Annotated in this window: 27 protein-coding genes and 1 pseudogene; 14 read left to right on the plus strand and 14 right to left on the minus strand. The window is 68.9% G+C overall.

The window, feature by feature from the left end; all coding sequences use genetic code 11:
- Window positions 1–24: 24 nt before the first annotated feature.
- Entirely contained in the window at window positions 25–1308 is a 1284-nt protein-coding gene (locus ACWEOI_RS19610; protein WP_452360497.1) for a pyridoxal phosphate-dependent aminotransferase, read from the minus strand.
- A 21-nt stretch (window positions 1309–1329) separates the two neighbouring features.
- On the opposite strand from ACWEOI_RS19610, the gene ACWEOI_RS19615 reads away from it, so the two are divergent.
- Window positions 1330–1929 (plus strand): winged helix-turn-helix transcriptional regulator, encoded by a 600-nt coding sequence (locus tag ACWEOI_RS19615; protein ID WP_433672502.1) that lies wholly within the window; start codon window positions 1330–1332, stop codon window positions 1927–1929.
- A gap of 88 nt (window positions 1930–2017) precedes the next feature.
- Window positions 2018–2701: an SIMPL domain-containing protein gene (locus ACWEOI_RS19620; RefSeq protein ID WP_452360498.1), complete on the plus strand. Its 684-nt coding sequence runs from the start codon at window positions 2018–2020 to the stop codon at window positions 2699–2701.
- A gap of 7 nt (window positions 2702–2708) precedes the next feature.
- Here the strand turns inward: ACWEOI_RS19620 and ACWEOI_RS19625 are convergent, their stop codons facing one another.
- The 4 genes and pseudogenes from ACWEOI_RS19625 to ACWEOI_RS19640 form a co-directional block, all read right to left on the minus strand.
- Window positions 2709–3518, minus strand: coding sequence for a hypothetical protein (locus tag ACWEOI_RS19625; protein ID WP_452360499.1), 810 nt, complete (start codon window positions 3516–3518; stop codon window positions 2709–2711).
- Between the two features lie 128 nt (window positions 3519–3646).
- Window positions 3647–4465 carry a class I SAM-dependent RNA methyltransferase gene (locus ACWEOI_RS19630; protein ID WP_452360659.1) on the minus strand — a complete coding sequence of 273 codons (819 nt, stop codon included), beginning with the start codon at window positions 4463–4465 and terminating at the stop codon, window positions 3647–3649.
- A gap of 489 nt (window positions 4466–4954) precedes the next feature.
- Window positions 4955–5329 (minus strand): annotated as a pseudogene (locus tag ACWEOI_RS19635) (TRAM domain-containing protein); the annotation flags it as partial.
- The gene (locus tag ACWEOI_RS19640; RefSeq protein ID WP_433672499.1) at window positions 5326–7314 is read right to left on the minus strand and encodes an amino acid permease; all 1989 of its coding nucleotides are present in this window, start codon (window positions 7312–7314) and stop codon (window positions 5326–5328) included. The gene ACWEOI_RS19640 and the pseudogene ACWEOI_RS19635, both read right to left, overlap by 4 nt.
- 232 nt (window positions 7315–7546) lie before the next feature.
- Here ACWEOI_RS19640 and ACWEOI_RS19645 point away from each other — a divergent pair, with 232 nt between their 5' ends.
- Together ACWEOI_RS19645 and ACWEOI_RS19650 are read left to right on the plus strand one after the other, a co-directional pair.
- Window positions 7547–8212 carry an NAD-binding protein gene (locus ACWEOI_RS19645; protein ID WP_433672498.1) on the plus strand — a complete coding sequence of 222 codons (666 nt, stop codon included), beginning with the start codon at window positions 7547–7549 and terminating at the stop codon, window positions 8210–8212.
- A 16-nt stretch (window positions 8213–8228) separates the two neighbouring features.
- Window positions 8229–8939, plus strand: coding sequence for an NAD-binding protein (locus ACWEOI_RS19650; protein WP_433672497.1), 711 nt, complete (start codon window positions 8229–8231; stop codon window positions 8937–8939).
- An 80-nt stretch (window positions 8940–9019) separates the two neighbouring features.
- On the opposite strand, the gene ACWEOI_RS19655 is transcribed toward ACWEOI_RS19650, so the two are convergent.
- The 3 genes from ACWEOI_RS19655 to ACWEOI_RS19665 all read right to left on the minus strand — a co-directional run bounded on the left by ACWEOI_RS19655 (window position 9020) and on the right by ACWEOI_RS19665 (window position 11143).
- Window positions 9020–9601 carry a sigma-70 family RNA polymerase sigma factor gene (locus ACWEOI_RS19655; RefSeq protein ID WP_357283220.1) on the minus strand — a complete coding sequence of 194 codons (582 nt, stop codon included), beginning with the start codon at window positions 9599–9601 and terminating at the stop codon, window positions 9020–9022.
- 298 nt (window positions 9602–9899) lie between these two features.
- Window positions 9900–10505, minus strand: coding sequence for a DUF3159 domain-containing protein (locus tag ACWEOI_RS19660; protein ID WP_433673312.1), 606 nt, complete (start codon window positions 10503–10505; stop codon window positions 9900–9902).
- A 245-nt stretch (window positions 10506–10750) separates the two neighbouring features.
- A complete protein-coding gene (locus ACWEOI_RS19665) occupies window positions 10751–11143 on the minus strand; it encodes an OB-fold nucleic acid binding domain-containing protein (protein WP_379280631.1) in 393 nt (130 codons plus the stop codon).
- A 165-nt stretch (window positions 11144–11308) separates the two neighbouring features.
- Between ACWEOI_RS19665 and ACWEOI_RS19670 the strand changes: the two genes are divergently transcribed.
- Entirely contained in the window at window positions 11309–12025 is a 717-nt protein-coding gene (locus ACWEOI_RS19670) for an alpha/beta fold hydrolase (RefSeq protein WP_452360500.1), read from the plus strand.
- 212 nt (window positions 12026–12237) lie between these two features.
- Here the strand turns inward: ACWEOI_RS19670 and ACWEOI_RS19675 are convergent, their stop codons facing one another.
- A complete protein-coding gene (locus ACWEOI_RS19675) occupies window positions 12238–13086 on the minus strand; it encodes a DUF3710 domain-containing protein (protein ID WP_433673311.1) in 849 nt (282 codons plus the stop codon).
- Between the two features lie 5 nt (window positions 13087–13091).
- Window positions 13092–13589 (minus strand): dUTP diphosphatase, encoded by a 498-nt coding sequence (gene dut, locus ACWEOI_RS19680; protein ID WP_433672495.1) that lies wholly within the window; start codon window positions 13587–13589, stop codon window positions 13092–13094.
- Window positions 13590–13641: 52 nt separating this feature from the next.
- Between dut and ACWEOI_RS19685 the strand changes: the two genes are divergently transcribed.
- Window positions 13642–14157, plus strand: coding sequence for a DUF3093 domain-containing protein (locus ACWEOI_RS19685; RefSeq protein WP_433672494.1), 516 nt, complete (start codon window positions 13642–13644; stop codon window positions 14155–14157).
- Between the two features lie 103 nt (window positions 14158–14260).
- Here the strand turns inward: ACWEOI_RS19685 and ACWEOI_RS19690 are convergent, their stop codons facing one another.
- A complete protein-coding gene (locus ACWEOI_RS19690; protein ID WP_040859007.1) occupies window positions 14261–14563 on the minus strand; it encodes a DUF4193 domain-containing protein in 303 nt (100 codons plus the stop codon).
- Between the two features lie 457 nt (window positions 14564–15020).
- On the opposite strand from ACWEOI_RS19690, the gene cei reads away from it, so the two are divergent.
- The gene (gene cei, locus ACWEOI_RS19695) at window positions 15021–15698 is read left to right on the plus strand and encodes an envelope integrity protein Cei (protein ID WP_452360501.1); all 678 of its coding nucleotides are present in this window, start codon (window positions 15021–15023) and stop codon (window positions 15696–15698) included.
- Between the two features lie 154 nt (window positions 15699–15852).
- Here the strand turns inward: cei and ACWEOI_RS19700 are convergent, their stop codons facing one another.
- A complete protein-coding gene (locus ACWEOI_RS19700; protein ID WP_433672493.1) occupies window positions 15853–16794 on the minus strand; it encodes an inositol monophosphatase family protein in 942 nt (313 codons plus the stop codon).
- An 85-nt stretch (window positions 16795–16879) separates the two neighbouring features.
- Here ACWEOI_RS19700 and ppgK point away from each other — a divergent pair, with 85 nt between their 5' ends.
- The 3 genes from ppgK to ACWEOI_RS19715 all read left to right on the plus strand — a co-directional run bounded on the left by ppgK (window position 16880) and on the right by ACWEOI_RS19715 (window position 20230).
- Entirely contained in the window at window positions 16880–17638 is a 759-nt protein-coding gene (gene ppgK / locus ACWEOI_RS19705) for a polyphosphate--glucose phosphotransferase (protein WP_433672492.1), read from the plus strand.
- A gap of 154 nt (window positions 17639–17792) precedes the next feature.
- The gene (locus ACWEOI_RS19710; protein ID WP_433672491.1) at window positions 17793–19238 is read left to right on the plus strand and encodes an RNA polymerase sigma factor; all 1446 of its coding nucleotides are present in this window, start codon (window positions 17793–17795) and stop codon (window positions 19236–19238) included.
- 89 nt (window positions 19239–19327) lie between these two features.
- Window positions 19328–20230: a tyrosine-type recombinase/integrase gene (locus ACWEOI_RS19715; RefSeq protein WP_452360502.1), complete on the plus strand. Its 903-nt coding sequence runs from the start codon at window positions 19328–19330 to the stop codon at window positions 20228–20230.
- A gap of 190 nt (window positions 20231–20420) precedes the next feature.
- Here the strand turns inward: ACWEOI_RS19715 and ACWEOI_RS19720 are convergent, their stop codons facing one another.
- Complete coding sequence (locus ACWEOI_RS19720) at window positions 20421–20672, minus strand: hypothetical protein (RefSeq protein WP_452360503.1); 252 nt, start codon at window positions 20670–20672, stop codon at window positions 20421–20423.
- A 342-nt stretch (window positions 20673–21014) separates the two neighbouring features.
- Complete coding sequence (locus ACWEOI_RS19725; protein ID WP_452360504.1) at window positions 21015–22187, minus strand: ROK family protein; 1173 nt, start codon at window positions 22185–22187, stop codon at window positions 21015–21017.
- A 189-nt stretch (window positions 22188–22376) separates the two neighbouring features.
- Between ACWEOI_RS19725 and ACWEOI_RS19730 the strand changes: the two genes are divergently transcribed.
- The 4 genes from ACWEOI_RS19730 to eda are packed head-to-tail and all read left to right on the plus strand — an operon-like array spanning window position 22377 to window position 25964.
- On the plus strand, window positions 22377–22529 hold the full coding sequence (locus ACWEOI_RS19730; RefSeq protein WP_452360505.1) for a hypothetical protein: 153 nt from the start codon (window positions 22377–22379) through the stop codon (window positions 22527–22529).
- Window positions 22526–24346 carry a phosphogluconate dehydratase gene (gene edd, locus ACWEOI_RS19735; protein WP_452360506.1) on the plus strand — a complete coding sequence of 607 codons (1821 nt, stop codon included), beginning with the start codon at window positions 22526–22528 and terminating at the stop codon, window positions 24344–24346. Before ACWEOI_RS19730 ends, edd begins: the two co-directional genes overlap by 4 nt.
- Window positions 24343–25335, plus strand: coding sequence for a glucokinase (gene glk, locus ACWEOI_RS19740; RefSeq protein ID WP_452360507.1), 993 nt, complete (start codon window positions 24343–24345; stop codon window positions 25333–25335). The genes edd and glk overlap by 4 nt, the downstream gene beginning before the upstream one ends.
- A complete protein-coding gene (gene eda, locus ACWEOI_RS19745) occupies window positions 25332–25964 on the plus strand; it encodes a bifunctional 4-hydroxy-2-oxoglutarate aldolase/2-dehydro-3-deoxy-phosphogluconate aldolase (RefSeq protein WP_452360508.1) in 633 nt (210 codons plus the stop codon). The genes glk and eda overlap by 4 nt, the downstream gene beginning before the upstream one ends.
- The last annotated feature ends 63 nt before the right edge of the window (window positions 25965–26027 follow it).

The raw sequence follows: 26027 nt of genomic DNA on the forward strand, positions 1-26027 counted from the left end.
CTGGATGTGCCACTCGGCGCATCGCTACTGCTGGTAGGTCGCCAGGAAGCGGCCGATGCGCTCGATGATCGCTTCGAGCTCATCGGCATGCGGCAGCGTCACGATCCGGAAGTGGTCGGGGCGCGGCCAATTGAAGCCGGTGCCCTGCACGATGTGGATCTTCTCGCGTAGCAGCAGATCCAGGACGAACTGCTCGTCGTCGTGGATCTTGTACATGTCGAGATCGATGCGCGGGAAGGCGTACAGCGCACCCTTGGGCTTCACGCACGAGATGCCCGGGATCGCGTTGAGCGCCTCCCACGCCCGGTCGCGCTGCTCGCGCAGCCGGCCGCCGGGCAGGGTCAGGTCGTAGATGCTCTGGTGTCCGCCGAGGGCGGCCTGGATCGCCTGCTGCGCGGGCACATTCGCGCACAGCCGCAGACCGGCCAGCATGGTCAGGCCCTCGAGGTAGTTCTCGGCGTGCTCGACCGGGCCCGAGACGACCAGCCAGCCGCCGCGGAAACCGGCGGCGCGGTAGGACTTCGAGAGTCCGGAGAAGGTCAGGCACAGCACATCCGGGGCCAGGGCGGCGGTGGCGGTGTGCTCGAGATCGTCGTAGAGGATCTTGTCGTAGATCTCGTCGGAGAACACCACCAGGTTGTGGCGGCGCGCCAGCTCCAGCATCTGCCGCACCACCTCGGGCGAGTACACGGCGCCGGTGGGGTTGTTCGGGTTGATGATGACCAGGGCGCGGGTGCGGTCGGTGATCTTGGACTCGATATCGGCCAGATCCGGCATCCAGTCGGCCTGCTCGTCACAGATGTAGTGCACGGGACGGCCGCCGTTGAGCGCGGTGGCGGCGGTCCAGAGCGGGAAATCCGGTGCGGGAACCAGGACTTCGTCGCCGTTCTCCAGCAGCGCGGTCATGGCCATCATGATCAGTTCGGAGACGCCGTTGCCGAGGAAGACCTGCTCGACGTCGATCTCGCTCAGACCCAGGGTCTGGTAGTACTGCACCACCGCGCGGCGTGCCGAGAGCAGGCCCTTGGACGAGGAGTAGCCGCTGGACTGCGGCAGGTTGCGGACCATGTCCTGGAGCAGTTCGGCGGGTGCTTCGAAGCCGAAGGGCAGTGGGTTACCCGTATTGAGCTTCACGACGTGATGCCCCTCAGCTTCCAGCCGTGCGGCATGCTCGGCGACCGGTCCACGGATCTCGTAGGACACGCCCGACAGCTTGCTCGACTGCTTCACCTGCATGAACGACCTCTTCTCGGTGTGGTTGCCGCACACTCTACTTGGAATTTCCAAGTTTGCACTTGGTATTTCCAAGTTGTTGGTTACAGTGGGATCGTGCCACGCCGAAGCTACGACCACTACTGCACCGTGAGCCGCGCCCTCGACATCGTCGGCGACCGGTGGAATCTACTGGTGGTCCGCGAACTCTGTTCGGGCCCGCGCCGCTACAGCGACCTGTTCGCCGACCTGCCCGGCATCAGCACCGACGTGCTGGCCGCCCGGCTCAAGGACCTCGAGCGTGACGGGATTCTCACCAAACGCCGCATCGGGCCGCGAGCGGGAACCGCGCTCTACGAACTCACCGACTCCGGTGCGGCGCTGCGGCCGGTCCTCGACACCCTCTCGGCCTGGGGCACCGCCCAGCTCGGGGAGCAGCGCGCCACCGACGCGGTCCGCGCCCACTGGTTCGCGTTCCCCCTCGGGCGGTCCGTCGCCGAACTCGTCCCCACGGGCACGGTCACGGTCCGTATCGGCGACACCGCCTTCCACTACGTGATCACCGAGACCGGCCTGACCCACCACGACGGACCGGCCGACGCGCCCGACCTGGACCTGCGGCTCGATCTGGCCGCGGCGAGCGAGATCGCCACGGGCGCACGCTCACTCGCCGACACCCTCGCCGAGGCCACGGGCAGCGGACATCCGGCCGCCTGACGCGGGCCGTCCGCGCGGCACGGGCGAGGGGTCACCCGGCGTCGGTAGCATCGGCTGGGTTGCGCCCGCATCGACCGAGGAGGACCGCGTGACCAGCGACAACGTCGGCACCATCACGATGATCGGATCCGGGAGCGCCAGTGCGACACCGGACATCATGCGGGTCGCCATTTCCGTGGACACCCGCGCCGACACCGTGGCCGCGGCCTACGCGCGCGCCGGGGAACGGGCCGACGCGGTGATCCAGTCGCTGCGCGGGGACGGGGTGCAGGGTCGCGACATCTCCACCAGCGGACTGACCGTGCGGGCGGACACCGTGTGGACCGACGGCAATCGGGAGAAACTGGTCGGGTACTCGGCGGGGACGTCGCTGACCGTGACTCTGCGCGATATCGCCGGGCCCGACGCGGAAGCGAAGTCCGGCCAGGACGGTGGGCCCGCCGCGATCATCGCCCACGCCGTCGCCGCCGGAGGTGACGATGTGCGGCTGGGCGGGCTGACGCTGACCGTGGCCGATGAGGAATCGCTGATGGTCCGCGCTCGCGACGAGGCCTGGGAGCACGCGGTCAGCAAGGCCGAACAGTACGTGTCGCGGGCGGGCCGCGCACTCGGTCCGGTCGTCGAGATCACCGAGAACATCTCGGGCCCGACCCCGGCCCCGCGCGTCGCCTTCGCGGCCGCCGCGAAAGCCGGAGGGGCCCCGGCCATGCCGGTGGAACTCGGTGAAAGCGAGATGTCCACCAGCATCCGCGTCACCTGGCAGCTCGCCTAGCTTCGATTCAGTGCTGGACTCGAGCCAGCAGCGCGGTGGCGTGGACGAGGGTCAGCTGAACGCGGAATCTGGTGGCGTCGGCCCTGGTCCGGTGCGGGAACGGGTCCTCGCCGGTCAGGCCGCGCAGGTCGTGCAGCAGGCGGGTGCCCTCGGTGATGGTGAGCCGGCCGGTGTCGACGAGGTGGCGGACATTACGGGTGCCGTCGAGGTCGCCGGTGCCCGTGGCGTAGGCCGTCACCTGGAGCAGGGCCGAGCGCAGGCGCTTCTCACACGCCGGAAAACGGCCGCGCCCATAGTGTTTGACGGCGGCGCGCAAGTGGTCGAGGGCGGTCTGCTGGCCGCGCACCTCCAACTCGGTCTCCAACAAGCCGACCCGGTCGGCGAGGCGCACCGGCAGCTCGCCGGTGGGTTTGAGGCGGCAGCGCACGGTTCCGTCGGGGCCGTCCCCCGTCACCCGGTCGATCTTCATGCGATACCCGTCGGCCAGCAGCGCCCGGCGCAGCTCCGGCATCCACGCCGGAAGACTCTTGCGCTGCAACGACTCCCCCTGCAGGAAGCGCGACACCGTCACCTCGACCAGATCCAGCAGCGCCCGATCCGCCTCTGCGTTCCCGCCCTGCGCCGCGACCCGCGCCCCGTACACCGGACTCACCAGCCGCCCCCAGTAGCTGTCGGCGTTCACCCACATCGGGACCCCGTACTCCGGCCGCTTGAGATCCACCCCCAGCAGCAGCGCCTCGAGCGAGTGGAACTTCGACTGATCCCCGTAGATCAGCTCCAGGACCGACGCCACCGTCGGGTCCGACAACGTACTCATGGGCAACATCTTGGCGCAGCCCCAGAATCCGCCACCCGCCAACCCACCTGCGCCACAACAAGATCAGGGAGCGGCCGGCGCGGGGATCCGGAGGGATCCCCGCGGTGACAGCTCCCTGATCTCGGGGGTCAGCGTTCGAAGGCGGCGATGCACTCGACGTGATGGGTGCCGGGGAAGGCGTCGAAGACGCGCAAGGCCACGGGGTGGTACCCGGCGGAACGGTAGAGGCCCACGTCGCGGGCGAAAGAGGCCGGGTCGCAGCCGATATGGACGATGCGACGCGGGGAATGCTCGCTCAGGGCGTTGATCACGTCCTTGCCCGCGCCCGCGCGCGGCGGATCCAGGACCACGACATCCGGTGCGGCGCCGGACTGTTCGTGAATCCAGCGCTCGACCCGTTCGGCGGTCAGATCCACCCACGGCATGTCCCGCAGCGCGGCCCGGCCTTCGGTGACCGCGGTGCGCGCGAACTCCACGCCGTGCACGAACCCGGTGACGCCGACCTGCCCGGCCAGTCGCGCCGCGAACACGCCGACACCGCAGTACAGATCCCACACCAGCGCGCCCGGCGCGGCATCGGCCCACTCGGCCACCACATCCGAATAGCACTGCGCCGCACCGTAATGCGGCTGCCAGAAGCCGGTCGCCGACAGCTCCCACCGGCGCTCGGCGACATACTGCACCGCCCGCCCGGTGCCATCCACGACCCGCTCGGTCCGGGCGCTGTGCGCCGCCGCCCGCCGCGCGGCGGTACTGCGCCGATCCCCGCCGCGCGCGGAACCCTCGGCGCGACCGCCCCGATCACGCCGCTCCCGCTGGCCGCCGCGTTCGTCCCCGGCGGGCGCGACCTCGACCAGATGCCGCATCCCGTCCCCGTCGACGGCCACCACAAGATCGGCCCCGGGCGTCCATGTCCGTTCGGCGATGCCATCCATGGCGCCCGCCATCGGCTGCGGGCATCGCAGATCCGTGATCACCTCGGTGCTCCGATAGCCGTGCACCCCGGCGCGGCCGTCGGCGTCCACGACCAGCCGCACCCGGCTGCGCCAGCCACCGGCATACGCGTCCGCCGACGGCGGCCCGACCAGCCGCCCGCCGCGTCCGGGCTCACCGGCCGGGCTGCCGATGAGGGCGCTCGCCACACGCGTGGCCACTCCCCCGATCCGGCCCGGCGCGACACCGGTGGACGCGGACGTGTCCGGGCGTCCCCCAGCGGGCGACTCGGATACCGGTCCTGAATGAGACTCTTCGGGCGCGGCAGGCTCGGGCACCTCGGAGGCACCCGCCGGCGGCTGCGATTCGGGGCGCGAACCCGCGAGCAGGGTCGCACCGAGACTCGTGGTCACGCCGCGGGTGCGTCCGGAACTGCCCGGCCGGGCGATCAGCCCGGTGCGGGAGTCCTGCGCCACCGCGCCGGTCGGCAGTCCCAGGGGCACCGGGATGGGTTCGACGACGAAGTCGGGCTCCCAGTCGGCGAGGCGACGCAGCTGGTCGGCGACGACCTGATGCTTGAGGGCGCGCTGGGCCTCCGGGGTGGCGAAGGTGAAGTCGCAGCAGCCCGCGCCGCCGGGGCCCGACACCGGGCAGGTGGCGGGCACGCGGTCGGGCGACGGGTCGAGGATGTCGATGGCGTCGGCACGGCAGAACGAGCCGCCACGATCCTCGGTGATCAGGGCCCGGACCAGCTCGCCCGGCAGGCCGTGACGGACGAACAGCACGCGGCCCTCGTGCCGGGCCACACAGAATCCGCCGTGGCCGGGCGGGCCGAGACGAACCTCGAAGACCTCGCCGTACCAATCGGGTCCGCTCACGACTCGTCCCCGAAACCACGACGCACCGAACCGGGCGCGTTGACCACGCGGCTGGGATGGGCCCGGCCCGCCGAGGAGGACAGCTGCCACGGGACGCTGGTCACCATGACGCCGGGCTCGAACAGCAGACGCCCCTTCAGGCGCAGCGCGCTCTGGTTGTGCAGCAGCTGCTCCCACCAGTGGCCGACCACGTATTCGGGGATGAACACGGTGACCACGTCGCGCGGTGAGGTCTTGCGCACGCGCTTCACGTAATCCATCACGGGCTTGGTGATCTCACGGTACGGCGATTCGATCACCTTGAGCGGCACCGCGATATCGCTGGACTCCCACGCGCGCACCAGCGCCCGGGTATCGGGTTCGTCGACGTTCACCGTGATGGCCTCGATGGTGTCGGGCCGGGTGGCGCGGGCGTAGGCCAGGGCGCGCCGAGTCGGCATGTGCAGCTTGGACACCAGCACGATGGAGTGGGTGCGGCTGGGCAGCACCGCGTCCCAATCGGCCTCGTCCAGCTCCCGCGACACGGAGTCGTAATGGCGGCGAATGAGTTTCATCAGGCCGAAGATCGCCGCCATGGTGATGATCGCGATCCACGCGCCCGCCACGAACTTGGTGACCAGCACGATGATCAGCACGGTCGCGGTCATGGTCAGGCCGATGGCGTTGATCACCCGCGACCGCTTCATCCGCATCCGCTGAGCGGGATCGGTCTCGGTGCGCAGCAGCCGGGTCCAGTGCCGCAGCATGCCGGTCTGGCTCAGCACGAACGACACGAACACACCGACGATGTAGAGCTGGATCAGGCGCGTCACCTCCGCGCCGAACAGCACCACGAACGCGATGGCCGCGCCCGCCAGGAACAGGATGCCGTTGCTGAACGCCAGCCGGTCACCGCGGGTGTGCAGCTGACGCGGCAGGAAACGGTCCTGCGCCAGAATCGAACCCAGCACCGGGAACCCGTTGAAGGCGGTATTGGCCGCCAGCACCAGGATGAGCGCGGTGACGATGGTGATGAAGTAGAACCCGGCCGGGAAGCCCGAGAACACCGCCCCCGCCAGCTGCGCCACCAGGGTCTTCTGCTCGTAGCCCGCGGGCGCTCCGATCAGGTCCGAGGTGTTGTGGGCGTAGACGATGCCGACCTTCTGGGTGAGCACGATCATGCCCATGAAGAGCGTGACCGCGATGCAGCCCAGTAGCAGCAGGGTGGTCGCGGCATTGCGCGACTTGGGTTTGCGGAAGGCGGGCACACCGTTGGAGATGGCCTCGACACCGGTCAGCGCCGCACAGCCGGAGGAGAAGGCGCGGGCGATGAGGAAGACGAACGCCAAGCCGAACAGATGCTCGTCCTCGGCTTTGAGCCCGAACCCGTACGACTCGGCGTGCACGGTCTGACCCAGGAAGATCCGGACGAAACCCCAGATCAGCATGACGAACATGCCGATCATGAAGGCATAGGTGGGAATCGCGAACGCCGTGCCGGATTCGCGCACACCACGCAGATTGATCGCGGTGAGGATCACAATCGCGGACACCGCGAACAGGACCTTGTGCGTCGAGACGAACGGCACCGCCGACCCGATATTGGACGCCGCCGAGGAGATCGACACCGCCACCGTGAGCACGTAGTCGACCAGCAGCGCGCTGCCGACCGTCAACCCCGCGGTGGGTCCCAGGTTCTTGGTGGCGACCTCGTAGTCGCCGCCACCGGAGGGATAGGCGTGCACGTTCTGCCGGTAGCTGGCAACCACGACCGCCATCACCAGCGCGACCGCCAGACCGATCCACGGTGCGTAGACGTAGGCGGACAGACCGGCCACCGACAGCACCAGGAAGATCTCCTCGGGTGCGTATGCCACCGAAGACAGCGCGTCCGAGGCGAAGACCGGGAGCGCGATCCGCTTGGGCAGCAGCGTATGACCGAGAGAATCGCTGCGGAATGGGCGGCCCACCAGCATGCGCTTGGCGGCCGTCGTCAACTTCGACACTCCTGGCAGCATAGGTCAGTCCGCGGGGGACCGTGTTCGCGGCGCGACGCGGGCGGCCCGCGGCCGTAGGGTGACCTCGGGCGCTGTGAGGTTTTTCCGGTTCCGGTTTGAACATGTTCCGGAGGGGGAAAGTGCCCGCAGTGAAACTCGAGCGGTACGGTTGCCACCCGGCCGATATTTCGATCAAGCAACCAGACCGCACACCACGGTTTTCGGGAATGGGGTTCGTACGGTGTACGTCGTGATCATGGGATGTGGGCGGGTCGGATCCTCGCTCGCCCGCGCCCTCGTCCGCATCGGCCACGAGGTCGCGGTGATCGATCAGAACTCGAGCGCCTTCCTGCGCCTGGGCCGCGACTTCCCGGGCCTCTGCATCACCGGCGTCGGCTTCGATCGAGATGTGCTGACCCGGGCCGGAATCGAACGCGCCGGCGCCTTCGCCGCCGTCTCCTCCGGCGACAACTCCAACATCATCTCCGCCCGCGTTGCCCGCGAGACCTTCGGCGTGGAGCGCGTGGTCGCCCGCATCTACGACGCCAAACGCGCCGCCGTCTACGAGCGCCTCGGCATCCCCACCATCGCCACCGTGCCCTGGACCACCGACCGGTTCCTGCGCAACCTGGTCGCCGACCAGTCCACCACCACCTGGCGCGACCCCACCGGCACCGTCGCCGTCACCGAACTCGACCTGCACGAGAACTGGTACGGGCGTTCGGTGAACGCGCTGGAGGAGGCCATCGGGGCGCGCGTCGCCTTCGTCATCCGCTTCGGACAGGGCGTGCTGCCCACGGGCAAATCCATGCTGCAGGCCGACGACCTGGTCTACATCGCCGCCACCTCCGGCAATGTCGGCGAGGCCGTAGCGCTGGCCGCCAATCCCCCTGCACCCGAGCACTGATCGTGAAGGAAGCCCGATGAAGGTAGCCATCGCCGGGGCCGGAGCCGTCGGCCGCTCCATCGCCCAGGAACTCCTACGCGGCGGGCACCAGGTCATGCTGCTGGAACGCCGCCTCGACCACATCGACCCCACCAGCGCGCCCACCGCCGTCTGGACCCACGCCGACGCCTGCGAGCTCGAGACGCTCGAGGAAGCCGGACTCGAGACCTACGACGTGGTCATCGCCGCCACCGGCGACGACAAGGTGAACCTGGTGTTCAGCCTGCTCGCCAAGACCGAATTCGGGGTGCAGCGGGTGGTGGCGCGGGTCAACGACCCGCGCAACGAGTGGCTGTTCGACTCCTCCTGGGGCGTCGACGTCGCGGTGTCCACGCCGCGGCTGCTGGCCTCGCTCGTCGAGGAGGCGGTCTCGGTCGGCGACCTGGTGCGACTGATGACACTGCGCCAGGGTCAGGCCAACCTGGTCGAGATCACCCTGCCCACCGATACCCCCTTGGCGGGCAAGGCCGTTCGCACCCTCACCCTGCCCCGCGACGCCGCTCTGGTCACCATCCTGCGCGGCGGGCGCGTCATCGTCCCGCAGGCCGACGATCCGCTGGAAGGCGAGGACGAACTGCTGTTCGTCACCTCCGTCGAGGCCGAGGACGAACTGCGCAAGACGCTCGGCGTCAACGGAGTCAACGGGCTCCGCGCCAACGGGCTCGGCTCGGCCGAAGCCACCGCCTGACCCGCAAACCCCCGAATACGGCGATGGGCCGGGCGCACCCCCTGCGCCCGGCCCATTCGCCGTCTTCATCCCCCGAACCCTCAGGACGCCTCCCGCAGTTCGGCACGCAGCCGGTTCAGCGCGCGGTGCTGCATGACCCGCACCACGCCCGGGCTGGTGCCGATGGCCTCGGCGGTCTCGGCCGCGGTCCAGCCCAGCACGATCCGCATGACCAGCACCTCGCGGTGGGTCGAGGACAGCACCTGCATGAGGTCGCGGGTGGCGCGACGGGTCTCCATCGCCAGCGCCCGCTCCTCCGGGCCCGCCTCGGTGTTCGGGGCGTCGGGGAACTCGGCGACCGGGTAGGCCGGGTGCAGCTGCGCCCGCCGGAACGCGTCGGCCACCTTGTTCGCCGAAATGCCGTAGACGAAGGCCAGGAAGGACTTGCCCTGGTCGCGGTAGCGCGGGATGGCCTGCACCGTCGCCAGGCAGATCTCCTGCGCCACATCGTCCGCGGTCACGTGCAGATGGCCAGCGCCGCTCATGCGAGCCGCGCAGTAGCGGCGCACCAGCGGGTAGACGATCTTGAGGATCTCGGAGACGGCGGCGCGGTCACCGGCGGCGGCCGGGCCGATCAGCTTCTCCAATTCCGCTGCGGCGCGCCGGGACTCCGACGTCGCCACACTGCCGGTCTTGCTGCCTCCCCGCCCCGCCGGGTGCCGGCGCGAGGCTGCAATCTGCACCGCGGTCCCGAGCCCCTCGCTCCGTTCCTGCGCTGCCACTGCCTTGCCGTCGGTACTCAACTCCGCGTTCCTTTCTCCGTAGCCTGTGAGAGCTTCTGAGAAAGATCGTGCTCGCCGGGGGGCCGCCGAAATAGGTACCCCAGGGGTGGGTTGGTCACCCCCTTCCGTCCCCCAACGGCCCCGAAGGTGTTGCGCGACGCGGATTTAGCGCGATAAGTGCCCGAAATGGACGATTGAGCTAGACGGCGGAGTCCGAGGTCCCGGCCGTTTTCGCCGTCGCAGAGGGCAGATGTCCGGCCTTGCGGACCGCCCAGAAGGTCACCAGCGCCGCCACCGCGGTCAACGGCCACCCCATACCGATACGCGCCACCGCCAGCAGACCGGTGCTGTTGGCCGCGTACAGGTGGTTCTGCACCAGGTACCGGGCCACGAACACCAGCGCCCACACCGCGGTCGCGATGTCGTAGAGCCGCATGGCGCGCTTGTCCGAACGCCACCCGGTGCCGTGCCCGTTCAGGGCGCCCCAGATCACGCCCGCCAGCGGCCAGCGCACCACCAGCGACAGCAGGAACGCCCCGCCGTACACCAGGCTCGCGTAGATGCCGAACAGGAAGAAGCCCTTCGCCTCACCCATCCGGTAGGCGATGAACGCGCACACGCCCACCCCCAGGAAACCGGAGATGGCGGGCTGGATCGGACCGCGACGCACCAAGCGCCACACCAGGATCGCCGCGGCCACGGCCAGCGACGCCCAGATCGCGGTGGTCAGGCCGCGCAGCGAATTCACCGGCACGAACACCAGCACCGGCAGCGAGGAGTAGATCAGGCCCGACAGGCCGCCCATCTGCTCGAGCAGGGTGGGCTCGGGGCCGTCCTCGGCGCCCTCGTGGTCCTGGTCGGCCGCGCGTTCGGCGTCGACCAGCGCCTGCATGTCGTCGTCCAGCAGCGCGTTGTCCAGCCGCCAGGGGGTCTCACCGGCCTCCGGTACCGCGTTGAGCTGGACCGTGGGCGGATCGAAGGCGGGCGCGCCATAGGGCTCGGCGGGGCCGCGGCCCTCGTCGCCGCTGCTGGTGGGGTTCGGCATGAGTGTCAGGAATTCCCGCGCAGTTCGTAGTAGGGGTTGTAGATGACCTTGCCGCCATCGCGTTCACCGACGCGGCCGCGAACCAGAATACGACGGCCCGGTTCGATTCCCGGGATACGACGCCTGCCGATGAACACCAGCGCCACACTGTCGGTGCCGTCGAAGAACTCGGCCGCCACTTCCGCCCCGCCGGCCTTGGGACAGGCCTCCACGCTGCGGAGCCGGCCGACCATGGTGACTTCCTCACCACGCCGGCATTCCGATGCCCGGGACGCGCCCGACGCCTCCGACGTCTCGGCGAGCTCCTCGGCATCCAAACGATCCAGGTCCTCCGTCAGTCGGCGGCCGAGCCGCCGGAAATAGCCTGACGGGGTGTCCTTCCCACCCGAGGATGGCATCTCGCACGCTCTCCTGTAGAGCTCGGACGGCGTGGGTCTCACGTCGTTCGTTCCTTCCACGTCGGCCGGCGGTTTGCCACCCGGCCGCTCGTGGCCGTACCTCCGCCACTGTAGATGGGACGGGCTGCACCCGCCACGCGCGCCCGTCCCCGCTACAGTCGGCCGGTGCCCGATCTTCCCCGTCCGGCGGTCGCCGTCGCCCTCCCAGGAACCGGCTCCGACGCCCACTTCGCCCGCCGCGCCTTCGGATCCGCCTGCGCCGCATTGGATCTGCCGTTCCTGGCGGTCGACCCGGACCCACGCGCCGTGATCGAGAGCTACCGGGCCGCGCTCGACGCCGCCGCCCGCTCCGGACCCGTCCTGGTCACCGGGATCTCACTGGGCGCGGCCGTCGCCGTGGACTGGGCGGCCGAGCACCCCGACGCGGTCTTCGGCGTCGTCGCCGCCCTGCCCGCCTGGACCGGCGCCGACACCACCGGCTGCCCCGCGGCCCTGTCCGCCGCCGCCACCGCCGCCCAGCTGCGCGCCGACGGCCTCGACGCCGTCATCGACCGGATGCGCGCGTCCAGCCCCGCCTGGCTGGCCGACGCTCTGACCCGCTCCTGGACCTCCCAGTGGCCGGAACTGCCGTCCGCGCTGGAGGAGGCGGCCGCCTACGCCTGGCCCGAACCCGCGCTGCTCAGCCGGGTCGGCGCGCCCGTCGAGATCATCGCCGCCGTCGACGATCCGGTGCACCCGCTGGCGGTGGCCGAGCAGTGGGCCGCGCACCTCCCCCACGCCACGCTGCACCGGATCACCCTCGACGAGTTGGGTTCGGACCCCTCGATTCTGGGTACCCGTGGCATCAATGCCCTCTTTCCTCGCCGCGTCACCACCCCCTGACCGAATTCCGGCCCACCGCAGCAGAACTCCGGCCCAGCCGACCACGATCGTCGGATCCGAGGCCCGGCTGTCCGCTGAGCGGACACCGATTCAGCCAATAGCGAAACGGGGCACCGCCCGTGTGGCGGTGCCCCGTTTCGTCGTGCGTCAGAGCCGAATCCGGGTCGGTGATCGCGACCCGGCCGGCTCGGTGAACGGCCTCTACCGCTCGGTCAGTTCAGGCCCAGCTGCTGCATGGCCGAGCCCTCCGCGCCGCGCCGCGGCTCGGTCGGGGCCTGCTCGGGCTGGAAGGCCGGGCCGCCCTGCATGGCGTCCATCTGGGCCTGCATGGCCTGCTGCTGCGCCGCCAGCTGCTGCTGGTGGGCGGCGGCCAACTGGTCGGCCAGCTCCTGGGGTAGGACCACGGGGAGGGGTTCGCGGACCGGTAGCGGCTCGTCGCCGCGGCGGACCACGGTCTCGCTCATGACCGCGCGAGCGGCCGCGACCAGCGGCGTGTTCTCATCCGCCGAGCCGGTCGGACCGGCGGCGACGAGGCGAACCATCCAGCGGTGACCGTCCACGCCGATGAACCGCAGATCCGCGCCCTGGGTGATGGCGTGGAGCTCCCGCCCCCACGGACCCTGCACCACCGACACCTGCGCGCCGTCCTTGCGCAGCGTCTCCGCCAGATCGGCTGCCACCGAACGCCATTGGCCCGCCGACTTGGGCGCGGCGTAGGCCGCGACCGTGATGCGGCCGTGCTGGGTGGCCAGGTGCACCGCCTGCGGGGTGCCGTCGGGGGTCATCTCGACCTGCAGCTGCCCGCCCGGCGGCACCGGCACGATGACCGAGCCCAGGTCCAGGCGCTGTTCGGCGATGGCCTCGAGCCGGTCGGCGACGTCCTCGTAGTCGTACGGGCCGATCTCGGGGCCGCGCGCGGGCGCCGGCTCGTCGTCGTATTCGTCTGCCGCGTCGGCGGTTTCGTCGTACTCGTCCTCGTACTCGTCGTACTCGGTGTACTCGTCGTCGTACTGCGGCGCGTCGTCTCTGTCGCCGCCCTTGCTCTTCTTGCGTCCGAACACCATCGTCATGCCTCCTTGCCGGTCGCCTGACCCGCCCCACCGGACTGCGCGAGGCTGGCATGCCCACCGCTGGATCCGTATCCTCCCGCGCCGCGCGCGGTGTCGTCGAGCTCGTCCACCTCGACGAAGTCCACCAATTCGACCTTCTGCACCAACAATTGTGCGACGCGATCACCCCGCCGGAGCTCGATCGCGGTGCGCGGATCATGGTTGATCAGGCACACCTTGATCTCGCCGCGGTAACCCGCGTCGACCGTGCCGGGGGTGTTGACGACCGACAGGCCCGCCTTGGCCGCCAGCCCGGAGCGCGGATGGATCAGCCCCACCGTGCCGATCGGTAGGGCCACCGCGATGCCGGTACCGACCAGCACCCGCTCCCCCGGTTCGATGATGACGTCCTCGGTGGTGCACAGGTCCACGCCCGCGTCGCCCTCGTGAGCACGCGTCGGTACGGGGATGCCGGGATCGAGCCGCAGCAGGGGAATAGGTGGAATACCGGTCACGTGCGCCGAGCCTACGCGTTCGACCGCTCAGCCATTGACCTAGTCTGAGGTCGTGTCCGACCAGCCCCCTCAGGTGAAACCTCAGCCGCAGACCAAGCCCCTCTACACCGAGCGCCTCTGGGTGCCGCTGTGGTGGTGGCCGGCCGCGCTCGTCGTGACCGGGCTGCTGGCAGCCGAAATCCACATGGGCGCACCGGGAGTGCGGGCCTGGCTGCCCTACGTGCTGTTGTTCCCCGTCGCGGCGTGGGTGCTGCTGTGGTTCTCGCGCCATCGCCTGGAAGTGGCCCCGGACGCGGATGGCGTGCCGGAACTGCGCACGGGCCGCGCGCATCTGCCCGCGACCTTCGTCAAGCGGGCGGCGCCGGTTCCGACCAGCGCGAAGAGTGCGGCGTTGGGCCGACAACTCGACCCCGCCGCCTTCGTCCAGCATCGGGCCTGGATCGGGCCCATGGTGTTGCTCGTCCTCGACGATCCCGAGGATCCGACGCCGTACTGGCTGGTCAGTACGCGTCATCCGGAACGGGTGATCGCAGCGCTCGGCCTGGAGAACGCGGCCGAATCGGCCTGATCCCCTTCGATCACATTTCCTGAGAAGTACTGCGCGATCCGGCCCGGCCCGCGCTCGGCGAACCGAGCGCGGGCTGGCCGGACACGCTCTGAGGGACCGAGCCTTAGGCGGCGCAGTCCATGCAGATCAGCTGACCGCCGGCCTCGCTGGCCAGACGGCTGCGGTGGTGCACCAGGAAGCAGCTCGAACACGTGAATTCGTCCGCCTGCTTCGGGATGACCCGGACCGAGAGCACTTCCTCGGAAAGGTCCGCGCCGGGAAGCTCGAACGACTCCGCGGTATCGGATTCGTCGATATCCACGACGGCGGACGCGGCTTCGTTGCGGCGAGCCTTCAGCTCCTCCAGCGAGTCCTCCGAAACGTCGTCGGATTCATTGCGCCGCGGTGCGTCATAGTCGGTTGCCATGTCGTCTTCCCCTCGTCCTCACTCCGTATATCCCGGACCGGCACCTGTCCGACAGCCTCCTGCCGGAGCCTGATCGGGCCGTGGTACCGCCCCGCCCGTGGTGTACGTCACGCGTACACCGGTCACAGATCCGGGCCGGATAGTTCCTCATCCGCACCGGATCGCGCTCGGTCAACGCAGGACATGCCCTTGTTGTTCCCGAAATCGAACCCCAGATTCACCTGGGTTGTACGATCGGGGCCGCCAGACAATAGCGGACCCCGGGACCAAAGTCGCAATCAAAACCCGCGCGAGTTGAAACTGAGGGGCAATCGTCACCGCCGAGGGAACTGTCCGAGATCTTCCGCACCGCCTCGAGACCTCCCCTCCACCTCCGCGACACCCCGCGCGCCACACCGGTGCCCGACTTGCCGCAGCCGTTCACGCGACATTCCCGACGCTTTCGTAGAGTGTGGGCGTGGTTTCACTGATCACCCAAGGTAAAGCGACCGATCCGAGCGGGCGGAACTTCATTCGCCGACGCTGGGAGCCCTGGGCCGCCATGGTCGGCGTCATCGCCCTGATCTGCGTCGTCGTGTGGTTCAAAGCGCTGACGACGAGCGAGAGTGACCAGGGCGCGATGGCCTGCAACTCCCCCAGCCCGGCTTCGAGCACCTCCGCGGCCAAGCCCGCGCCGCTCGGCGAACGGGTCGGCAACTCGCGGCTGCGCGATGTCCAGCCCGCCGCGCTCGCCGCCTCCAAGGTGCGGGTGTTCAACGCCAACGGACAGCGCGGCCAGGCCGCGCATGTGGCCTCCCAGCTGGGCGATCTCGGTTTCGCCAGCGCCCCGGACGTGCAGATCGGCAATGACCCGGTCTACGTGAACGGCGACCTGGAGTGCACCGGGCAGATCCGCTTCGGCGTGAAGGGCCGGCCCGCCGCGGCCGCGGTCCAGCTGGTGGTGCCGTGCGCCGAGCTGATCGAGGATCAGCGCCAGGACGAGACCGTGGACATGGTGCTGGGCTCGCTGTTCCGCGACATCCGGCCCAGTACCGACGCCGAAGAGGTGCTGCGGGCGCTGAAGAACCCGACGCCGGGCACCGCGCCCGCGGTGGACCCGAAACTGCTCGACGCCGCGCGCCACGCGAAGTGTTGAGAATCTCTTTCGCGACGGCGCGGCTCTGACCGTTCGCGCCCGTCCGCGAAACTCGTGCCGTCACAGTCGAATAGATGCCCCGGGGCCCGATGCCCCGGGACGAATCGATCGCCGCGACCTCCTGGGTCGCGGCGATCGGCCGTCCAGCCCGCTGTCAGGGAATCGGGATAGGGGTGGTGACATCGAACCGTTCGAACAGGCCGAACAGTTCGTCAGCGATGCCGGGCGCCGCCGCCGACACCAAATCGCCTGCCGCGCCCGGCGAGTCGAGCTCCGGCGGCAGGATCAGCCGCGCGCCCGCCTCGGTGGCGATCAGCGCGCCCGCGGCCCAGTCCCACAGGTTCAGGCCGTGCTCGAAGTAGGCGTCGGTGCGGCCCTCGGCCACCGCGCACAGGTCCAGGGCGGCCGAACCGAAGCGGCGGAGGTCGCGAATGTGCGGCAGCACCTTGCCGATCAGCTCACCCTGGCGGGTGCGGCGCTCGGTGGCGTAGGCGAACCCGGTGGCCACCAGTGCCATGGACGTGGCGTCGACCGGATTGGCGCGCAACGCAACCGGGTCGCCGCCGGGGGCGGTGCCGTCGGGGCTGGAGTCGGCGCGGTGCGCGCCCAGGCCCAGCCCGGCGCTGTAGGTGACGGCGTGCGCGACGTCGGCGACCGCGCCCGCGACCGGTCGGCCGCCGCGCACCGCGGCCACCGACACCGAGTAGGACGGGATGCCGTAGACGAAGTTGACGGTGCCGTCGATGGGGTCGACCACCCAGTGCACCAGGTCCGGGTCGTCGGCGATGGTGCCGCCGTCCTCCTCGCCGACGACCCGGTCGCCGGGGCGCAGGTCGGCGACCAGCTTGCGGACCAGCTGTTCGGTCTCGGTGTCGACGATGGTGACTGGGTCGGTGGGGGTGGACTTGGACTGCACGGCGTCGGTGGTGTGCGCGCCCGGCCCGAAGACCTGCGGGCGGCGCTCGCGCACGTGGGCGGCGGCGGTCTCGGCGAGATGCACCGCGACCCGGCGCAGTTCGGCTATGTCTGAAGTGTCGGTGTTCGTGGCGTCGGCGGGGGCGATGGAAGTGAAATTCGATTCCGGCACGAGCTCCATCGCAGCACAGATCCGGCATCGCGCGCATTAGGCTTGTCGTGCACGACACAAGGTGCAGGTCGAGGGAGAGAACGAGGTGTGGTCCATGTCCGATCCCGGACACGCGTTCGGCATCGATATCGGTGGCAGCGGTGTGAAGGGCGCCGAGGTCGATCTCGCGACCGGTGAGCTGCTCTACGAGCGGATCAAGATCGCGACGCCGCACCCGGCCACTCCGAACGCGGTCGCCGAGGCGGTGGCCAAGCTGGTCGCGCAGGCCGGCTGGGAGGGCCCGGTCGGCATCACCATGCCCAGCGTGGTGCTGCACGGCCAGGTGCGCACCGCCGCCAATATCGACAAGACCTGGGTCGGCATCGACGCCCGGCACCTGTTCTCGGTGGCGCTCGGCGGCCGCGGTGTGACGGTGCTCAACGACGCGGACGCCGCGGGCATGGCCGAGGACCGCTACGGAGCGGCAAAGGATCTCAGCGGTCTGGTCATGCTGCTCACCTTCGGCACCGGGATCGGTTCGGCGGTCATGTACAACGGTGTGCTCATGCCCAACAGCGAGCTCGGGCACATCGAGGTGGACGGCCGGGAGGCCGAGCATCGGGCGGCCGCGTCGGTCAAGGATCGGGTCGGCATGACCTACCCGGAGTGGGCGGTGGAGGTGTCCAAGGTGCTGGTCACCCTGGAGAACCTGTTCTGGCCGAACGTGTTCGTCGCCGGTGGCGGCATCAGCCGCGATTACCAGGAATGGATTCCGTTGCTCACCAACAGAACCCCCGTGGTGCCGGCCGCTCTACGCAATACCGCGGGCATCGTCGGAGCCGCCATGGCGGTGTCAGCCGGTATCGCACCGTAAGTAAGCTGGTTCGATCGTTACAATGGAACGCATGCCCGGCGGTGAGCCGGAAACCGACACCGGCACGAGAGCCGGCTTATCCCCCCGACAGAACCGCTCCGCCGGATGATCACTCTGGCGTGACGCCGCACGAGACCGTCACGAAAGGGCGTACGTGGTAGCCACGAATACCCAGGACACCGCCGATTCGGCAGCAGCCGCCGACTCAGCAGACACCACCGCAGCACCCGCGGTCAAGAAGGCCGCCGCCAAGAAGGCTCCGGCCAAGAAGGCCGCTGCGAAGAAGGTCGCGGCCAAGAAGACCGCGGCCAAGAAGGCCACGAAGGCGACCGCCAAGAAGACGGCCGCCAAGAAGGCGTCGCCGAAGAAGGCGGCCGAGCCCGGTGCCGAGGGTGGCGAGGGCGACGAGGCCATCGACGACGAGTCGTTGGAACTCGACGACCTGGGTGACATCGAGCTCGACGAGGACGAGCTCGAGGACGAGGAGATCGTCGACGAGGAGGACGGCGAGGAGGAGGGTGAGGCCGCCGCGCCCGCCGCTGCCGCCACCACCGCCGAGGCCGACGACTCCGAGGAAGCCGACGAGCCATCCGCCAAGGACAAGGCGTCGGGTGACTTCGTCTGGGACGAAGAGGAATCCGAGGCGCTGCGCCAGGCCCGCAAGGACGCCGAGCTCACCGCTTCCGCCGACTCGGTCCGCGCCTACCTGAAGCAGATCGGTAAGGTCGCGCTGCTCAACGCCGAGGAGGAGGTCGAGCTCGCCAAGCGCATCGAGGCCGGCCTCTACGCCACGGAGAAGCTGCGCGAGTTCGCCGACAAGGGCGAGAAGCTGCCCGTGCAGTCGCGCCGCGACCTGCAGTGGATCATGCGTGACGGCAACCGTGCCAAGAACCACCTGCTGGAGGCCAACCTCCGCCTCGTGGTCTCGCTGGCCAAGCGCTACACCGGCCGCGGCATGGCGTTCCTGGACCTCATCCAGGAAGGCAACCTGGGTCTGATCCGCGCGGTCGAGAAGTTCGACTACACCAAGGGCTACAAGTTCTCGACGTACGCCACCTGGTGGATCCGGCAGGCCATCACCCGCGCCATGGCCGACCAGGCCCGCACCATCCGCATCCCGGTGCACATGGTCGAGGTCATCAACAAGCTCGGCCGCATCCAGCGCGAACTCCTCCAAGACCTGGGCCGCGAGCCCACCCCGGAAGAGCTCGCCAAGGAAATGGACATCACGCCGGAGAAGGTGCTGGAAATCCAGCAGTACGCGCGTGAGCCGATCTCCCTGGACCAGACCATCGGCGACGAGGGCGACTCCCAGCTCGGTGACTTCATCGAAGACTCCGAAGCTGTCGTCGCCGTCGACGCGGTCTCCTTCACGCTCCTCCAGGACCAGCTCCAGTCGGTCCTCGAAACGCTCTCCGAGCGTGAAGCCGGCGTCGTCCGCCTCCGCTTCGGCCTGACCGACGGTCAGCCCCGAACCCTGGACGAAATCGGCCAGGTCTACGGCGTCACCCGCGAACGCATCCGCCAGATCGAGTCCAAGACCATGTCGAAGCTGCGCCACCCCAGCCGCTCGCAGGTCCTGCGCGACTATTTGGACTGAGCGTTAATCGAGATTGGGCCCCTGAGCTGCGGCTTCGGGGCCCAATTTCTATTTTCTGGACGAGCACAGAGCTCAGTCAAGATAGTGGAATGGCGATCGAACATACGATCGATCTCGCCATGCTGTTGCCCTCATGGGAGCTAGCACTGCGAGCCGAACGCAAATCCGACCACACGGTGAACTCGTACCTGTACGGCGTCCACCTCTACCTCGGCTGGTGCGCAGCCGAAGGCCACCCACCCGAACTCGACCGTCACCAGGTCAACGCCTTCGTCGCGAACCTACTCACGTCCGGCCTTGAACCGGCGACCGCCAGAGCGAGACAGCTTGCGCTTCGGCGCTTTTCGGTGTGGCTGGTCGAAGAAGACGAACTCGATTCCGATCCCCTCCTAGGCCTCAAGCCTCCCAAGCTCGACGAGAAGGTCAGCCCTGCCCTCACCGACGACCAAATCAAGGGACTGCTCAAAGCCTGCCAGGGCAAGGACTTCCGCGACCGCCGAGACGAAGCGATTATCCGGCTGCTGCTCGAAACCGCGATGCGCGCCGGCGAATGCGCCAACATCGACCTCACAGACATGGACATCCGCCACGGCCTGGTCACCGTCCAACGCGGCAAGGGCGGCAAAGGCGGCATCGTCCCTTTCGGCCTGCAGACCGGCCGCTCCTCAGACCGCTACATCCGCGCCCGCCGCACTCACCGCCTCGCCGACTCCCCGAAACTCTGGCTCGGCGAGCGCAGCAAGGGATTCAGCTACTGGGCGCTCTATGCCACGCTCACATACCGGGCCGAGCTAGCAGGCATCGAAGACTTCCATCCGCACGTCCTCAGACACACCGGCGCCTCCCGCTGGCTCGGCGCCGGGGGAACCGAAGGCGGCCTCATGGCAATCGCCGGATGGAGCACCCGAGACATGATCGACCGCTACACCAAATCGACAGCGGCCGCCCGCGCAGCCGAAGAAGCTCGCGGTTTGAATCTTGGAGACCTGTAACAGATTCCGACCGCTGGTGTGTAAAACCAGCGCGGCGGTGCGGCGAGGATCCGGCCTTCGACCTGCTGATACCTGGCAGAATGTCCATGCAGATCAGGGACTTCTGCTGTTCGTACCCGGAGTTACGGATGGACATGTGAAACTACGTCCGGACATGTGTCTGCCCCACGTTTGCCCCATGCCTAAGGACCTACTGCCCCACGTCCAGCTCGACGAACGATGCCTCACAGATCCCGCAGGTGATCGGGCCAGCGTCGTACGCACTGCGAGACAGGCGGATCTTCCGGCCGCAGTCGCATTCGGCGGTCAACCCGTTATTGCTGGACTTCCGCCCACCGCGCCGGTCTGGCTCGCGGCGGCGGTAGGCCACCAGCGCGAACGCAAGTTCGTCCAGCTCGCCGCGGAACGTCGTCGTCCCGGACGATAGCTGGCCGACCGCCATGGCGCCACACCTTCGGCCTCGGGGCGTACCGCCCGGTCGACCCGTTCGTCGGTGAACCGCGATCGGCCTTCAGCGGTCTTCTCGATCCTGGTGTAACGCAACATCTCTGGTTCACTCATAGCCTTGAACCTGCCGATGCAACCTGTCCGTTGCGATTCCCTCCGGGGAACAGCCCGGCCCTGGCACCGGAGATTGTTCAGTGGGTGTCGGCGCGGAATGCGCTGAGCAGCATGGTGGTGAGTTCGTCTAGGTAGGCCTGCGGTCTTGCGCTACCTAGGACATCGCGTACAGGCGGCGACGGTCGTCCGCGTGAATTTCAGCAGCAACCGGGACGTTATGACGTTATACCGAACCGACCACCGTCGCGGGGCTCTCGAATGACGCATTGATGGAACTCGGCGCCAGTACTTCATGGAGAATCATTGCGGCACAAGCCTGCACACCGCTTGGAGCGTCGAGATCACCGGGCTCGATGCGCAGAGCGCGGGTGTTGAGGGCCGATGAGTAGCGATAGATCTGTTCCCGCAGGCCGGCGGCCATCGGATCGAATACCTGGGACAGATCACCGCGTACGACGATGACGGCGGGGTTGAGCAGGTTGACCGCAGCGGCGACCACTTCGCCGATGCTCCGACCTGCTTCCCGCACGAGTCGCAGCGCGTCGGGATCTCCCCCGGCGGCCAAGCCGACCAACGCTGCCAAACCCGATACCGGGCGGCCGAGAGCGGCGAATTGCTCGAGTAGCGCCCAACCGCCGGCGACAGTTTCGAGACACTCGCGGTCACCGCAGCGACACTGACGACCGACGCCTCCCCCAACCTTGATATGCCCGATTTCACCCGCGGCACCCCAAGCCCCGCGCTGCAGGTTCCCCCCGGCGATGATTCCCAGCCCGATACCTGTGGACACCTTCAGCAACAGCAGGTCATCGACGTCGGGACGGCGGGCATGTTCGGCCAAGGCCAGCACATTCACGTCGCTGTCGACCCGCACCGGGACACCGAATCGGCCGCTGAACAGTTCGGTGACGGCGACGCCGCTCGGATTCGCCGGGCTGATGCTGCGCCCGGTCGCCGTGTCCACCGCGCTGGGCACGCCGACGCCGACTCCGTACCAGGGCACACCGGCCCGATCCGCGACGAGGAGGTCCAGTTGATCGGCGGCAGCGCCGAGCACGGTCGCCACATCGCCATCGGCGGGCACCGCGAATTCGGTCTCTGCCAGCACCGCACCGGCGAGATCGCACACCGCGACCTGCGTCCGGCTCGCGCCGATCGATGCGGCCAGTACCAAGCCCGCGTCCGGATTGAACCGCAGGCGGGTCGGCGGGCGACCGCCGGTCGATGCGCCTTCGGCACGCTCGGTCACCAACCCCCGAGCGAGGAGTTGCTCGACGCGGAGCGTGACCGCTGTCCGCGACAAACCGGTCAGCCGTGCGACATCCGAACGAGTCAGCGCGTCGTTCCCGCGGATCAGTGTCAGGACATCGCCCACCGAGACGCCGGGCGTGGCCATGGGGCGACCCGTCACCGTTCCTCCTCGCCGCTGAGCTGCTGATGCTCTGGGTGATCAGACTATCGGTCCAGCTCGAACAGTCGAACGCGTAGTTACGTACAAGTAATACCAAAGTCTGCTTGATAATGAACAGAAGTACCTCTAGCGTGCCGTGTGTTCGCTCACAACGCTCGACCCTAGGAGCCCGCCGTGCCTGCCCCCTTCGCCATCCCGCCGTGCGGCATCGTTGCCTTCGGCGGCGCCGGCGACCTCGCCCAACCTTCAGAAGCGCGCGGCCCGAACGGTTTCCGCGTGACCGTCGGCCACCTCGAACCCGGCCCGAACGCGGGGGCGACACTGTGACTCCGCATCCCGCCATCACCGCGATCACCGACCGCATCGCCGCCCGCAGTGGAGCATCGCGAGGTCTCTATCTCGACCGCATTCGGCGGGCCGCGCTCCCCGGACCCGCACGAATGTCCTTGGCATGCAGCAACTTCGCACACAGTGCGGCAGCGTGTTCGCCCGCGGACAAGCTCGCCCTGCAGACCCGCTCCAGACCGGCGATCGCCATCGTCTCCGCCTACAACGACCTACTGTCGGCGCACCAGCCCTACCAGGACTATCCCGAGCAGTTGCGACGCGCGGTCGCGAACGCGGGTGGTATCGCCCAGTTCGCCGGTGGTGTGCCGGCCATGTGCGACGGCATCACGCAGGGCCGGGCCGGAATGGATCTCTCCCTGTTCAGCAGGGATGTGATCGCGATGTCCACCGCGATCGCCTTGGCCCACGAAACAGCCGACGGCGTGCTGCTGCTCGGCGTGTGCGACAAGATCGTGCCGGGCCTGGTCATCGGCGCGCTGGCCTTCGGCCATCTGCCGGCCATCCTGGTGCCCGCCGGGCCTATGCCCTCGGGACTGTCGAATACCGACAAAAGCCGGGTCCGGCAGCTCGCGGCCGAAGGCAAGGCGAGCCCCGCCGAACTGCTGGCGGCGGAATCGGCGAGCTATCACGGTCCCGGAACGTGCACCTTCTACGGCACCGCGAACTCCAATCAGTTGCTGATGGAGGTGATGGGCCTGCACCTCCCGGGTAGTAGCTTCGTGCCGCCCGGCACGCCGCTCCGGCAGGCACTGACCGCGGCCGCGGGCCGCCGGATAGTCGAATCGACCGCGCTGCGCGGCGACGCGGTTCCGATCGGTGAGCTGATCGACGAGCGCGCGGTCGTCAACGGAGTCGTCGCGCTGCTGGCCACCGGAGGATCCACCAACCACACGATGCATCTGGTGGCGATTGCCGCTGCGGCCGGAATCGAGCTCCACTGGAGGGATTTCACCGAGTTGTCGAGCGTGGTGCCGACGTTGACCCGGATCTACCCGAATGGCACGGGCGACATCAACGCGTTTCACGCAGCGGGCGGCATGCCGTATCTCATTGGGGAACTACTCGACGCGGGCCTGCTGCACGACGACGTTGCGACCGTGGTCGGCCGGGGGCTCGGCGACCACTATCGACGCGTCCCCGTCCTCGACAACGGCGAACTCTCTTGGCGGCCAGGCCCCGGCGGATCCTCCGACGCCACCGTGCTGCGAGCGGCCGCAAACCCGTTCGCACCCAACGGTGGATTGCGCACCTTGTCGGGAGCGCTCGGAACCTCCGTGATCAAGGTGTCCGCCGTGCTGCCGGACCATCGCTTCGTGTGCGCTCCCGCACGGGTTTTCGACGATCAGGAGCAGTTCCTGGCCGCGTTCCGGTCGGGCGAGCTGAACCGCGACATGGTGGCGGTGGTGAGATTCCAGGGTCCGCGCGCGAACGGTATGCCCGAACTCCACAAACTCACGCCGGCCCTCGGTGCGCTGCAGGATCGTGGATTCGCCGTCGCGCTCGTCACGGACGGACGCATGTCGGGGGCCTCGGGCAAGGTCCCGGCCGCCGTACATCTCACCCCGGAGGCCGCGGCGGACGGACCGATCGCGCGCTTGGCCGACGGCGACGTCATCGTCCTCGATGCGGAGAACGGGATCCTGGACGTGCTGGTCGACCCCGTCGAGTTCGCCGCCCGCCCGGTCTCGCCGCCGCGACCCGCCGCGTTCGGCACGGGCCGAGAGCTGTTCGCTGTGTTCCGTGATGCTGTCGGTCCGGCGGACCGCGGCGCGACCGTCTTCGGAACCGCGGGATGAGGCCGATCCACGTCGAAAGTCCTTGCCTGGTAGCCGATATCGGCGGCACCAATGCCCGATTCGGCCTGGTCGCCGAAGGCGGCATCGAGCCCGGTGAGGTGCGGATCCTGCGCTGCGCCGACTATCCCGACCTGGCCGGCGCCGTCGAGGACTACCTGAGCAGGATCCCGAACCTCCCACGGCCGAACTCGGCGTGCGTGGCCATCGCAGGGCCGGTGCACGGCGACACAGTTCGTCCCACCAACGTGCCGTGGGAGGTCTCCGCGGCCGAGACCCGCCAACGTCTCGGGCTGGCACGACTCGAGCTGATCAACGACTTCAGCGCGCTCGCCCTCGCCGTTCCGCAACTGCCACACGATGGATTCGTCCGAATCGGCACCGGCGTCCGCCGATACGACGAGCCGACAGCCGTCATCGGCCCGGGCACGGGTCTCGGCGTTGCGGGGCTTGTCCGCTGGCAAGGCAATTGGATTCCGATCGCCGGGGAGGGCGGCCACACCGGGTTGCCGATCGGCACCGAACGCGAAGCCGAGGTCGCCCGCGTCCTACGCGCCGAGCACGAGGTAGCCTGCGCCGAAACGGTGTTGTCCGGCCCAGGGCTCGTCCGGCTGTGCCGCGCGTTATGCGCGCTGCACGGCGTCGATACGAGATTCACCAGCCCCGAACAGATTTGCGACGCCGCTCGAAGCCACCGCGATCCCCTCGCCCGCGAGGCACTGGACATATTCTTCGGCCTGCTCGGCGCCTTCGCGAGCGGGGTCGCACTGACGTTCGGCGCACGCGGCGGAGTGATCCTCGGCGGCGGCATTCTCCCGTGCATGGTGGATCTACTGGCGGCCAGCGATTTCCGTCACCGCTTCGTCGAAGCATGCCCGCTGCCGGGATATCTCGACGACGTGGCCACCGAGGTCATCGTCGCGCCCACCCCGGCTCTGCGTGGTGCCGCGTACCGAATCGCACAGCAGTCATCGCAACCGGAGACCACATGAATCCGCTCGCCCTCGCACCCGTCATTCCGGTTGTCGTGCTCGAGGACCCCGGCCATGCGGTGCCCGTCGCGCAGGCGCTGCTCGACGGCGGCATCCGCGTCATCGAGATCACCCTGCGTACACCGACCGCACTGTCCGCTATAGCCAGGGTCGCAGCCAACGTGCCCGGCATGACGGTCGCCGCGGGCACGGTCGTCACGCCACGGCAAGCCGTCGAAGCCGCCGCGGCGGGCGCGCAGTTCCTCGTCAGCCCTGGAGCGACTCCATCGCTGCTCGATGCCCTCGACGCCACTCGGCTGCCGTATCTTCCGGGCGTCGCCACGGTTTCGGAAGCCCTCACCGTCCTCGAGCGGGGCCTGACCCGGATGAAGTTCTTCCCAGCCGAATCATCCGGCGGCACAACCGCATTGCGCGCGCTGGCCGGACCGCTACCGCGGGCCCGGTTTTGCCCGACCGGAGGAATCACCGTCGCGACAGCGTCCCAGTACCTCTCCCTCCCCAATGTCGACTGTGTCGGCGGTTCGTGGCTGGTCCCCGATGCCGCAGTCCAAGATGGCGATTGGGCTCGGATCCGCGCCCTCGCCGCCGGTGCGGCCGCCCTCGCCAGTGACGAACTCCCGGATCCGTGAACAGGCGGACCGCCCGGAGTTCGCCTTCCTCGGCCGGAAGTGGTGCAGCACCCCGGACGCCGT

It is taken from the genome of Nocardia sp. NPDC004340, from assembly GCF_053602575.1.

Coding starts and splice junctions, on each gene's coding strand:
- ACWEOI_RS19625 (WP_452360499.1), bottom strand. CDS start 3,518: ATGAGTACGTTGTCGGACCCGACGGTGGCGTCGGTCCTGGAGCTGATC.
- ACWEOI_RS19630 (WP_452360659.1), bottom strand. CDS start 4,465: ATGGCGGGCGCCATGGATGGCATCGCCGAACGGACATGGACGCCCGGG.
- ACWEOI_RS19650 (WP_433672497.1), top strand. CDS start 8,229: ATGAAGGTAGCCATCGCCGGGGCCGGAGCCGTCGGCCGCTCCATCGCC.
- ACWEOI_RS19660 (WP_433673312.1), bottom strand. CDS start 10,505: ATGGGCGGCCTGTCGGGCCTGATCTACTCCTCGCTGCCGGTGCTGGTG.
- ACWEOI_RS19665 (WP_379280631.1), bottom strand. CDS start 11,143: ATGCCATCCTCGGGTGGGAAGGACACCCCGTCAGGCTATTTCCGGCGG.
- ACWEOI_RS19690 (WP_040859007.1), bottom strand. CDS start 14,563: ATGGCAACCGACTATGACGCACCGCGGCGCAATGAATCCGACGACGTT.
- ACWEOI_RS19700 (WP_433672493.1), bottom strand. CDS start 16,794: ATGGAGCTCGTGCCGGAATCGAATTTCACTTCCATCGCCCCCGCCGAC.
- ppgK (WP_433672492.1), top strand. CDS start 16,880: ATGTCCGATCCCGGACACGCGTTCGGCATCGATATCGGTGGCAGCGGT.
- ACWEOI_RS19715 (WP_452360502.1), top strand. CDS start 19,328: ATGGCGATCGAACATACGATCGATCTCGCCATGCTGTTGCCCTCATGG.
- ACWEOI_RS19720 (WP_452360503.1), bottom strand. CDS start 20,672: ATGGCGGTCGGCCAGCTATCGTCCGGGACGACGACGTTCCGCGGCGAG.
- ACWEOI_RS19725 (WP_452360504.1), bottom strand. CDS start 22,187: ATGGCCACGCCCGGCGTCTCGGTGGGCGATGTCCTGACACTGATCCGC.
- glk (WP_452360507.1), top strand. CDS start 24,343: ATGAGGCCGATCCACGTCGAAAGTCCTTGCCTGGTAGCCGATATCGGC.
- eda (WP_452360508.1), top strand. CDS start 25,332: ATGAATCCGCTCGCCCTCGCACCCGTCATTCCGGTTGTCGTGCTCGAG.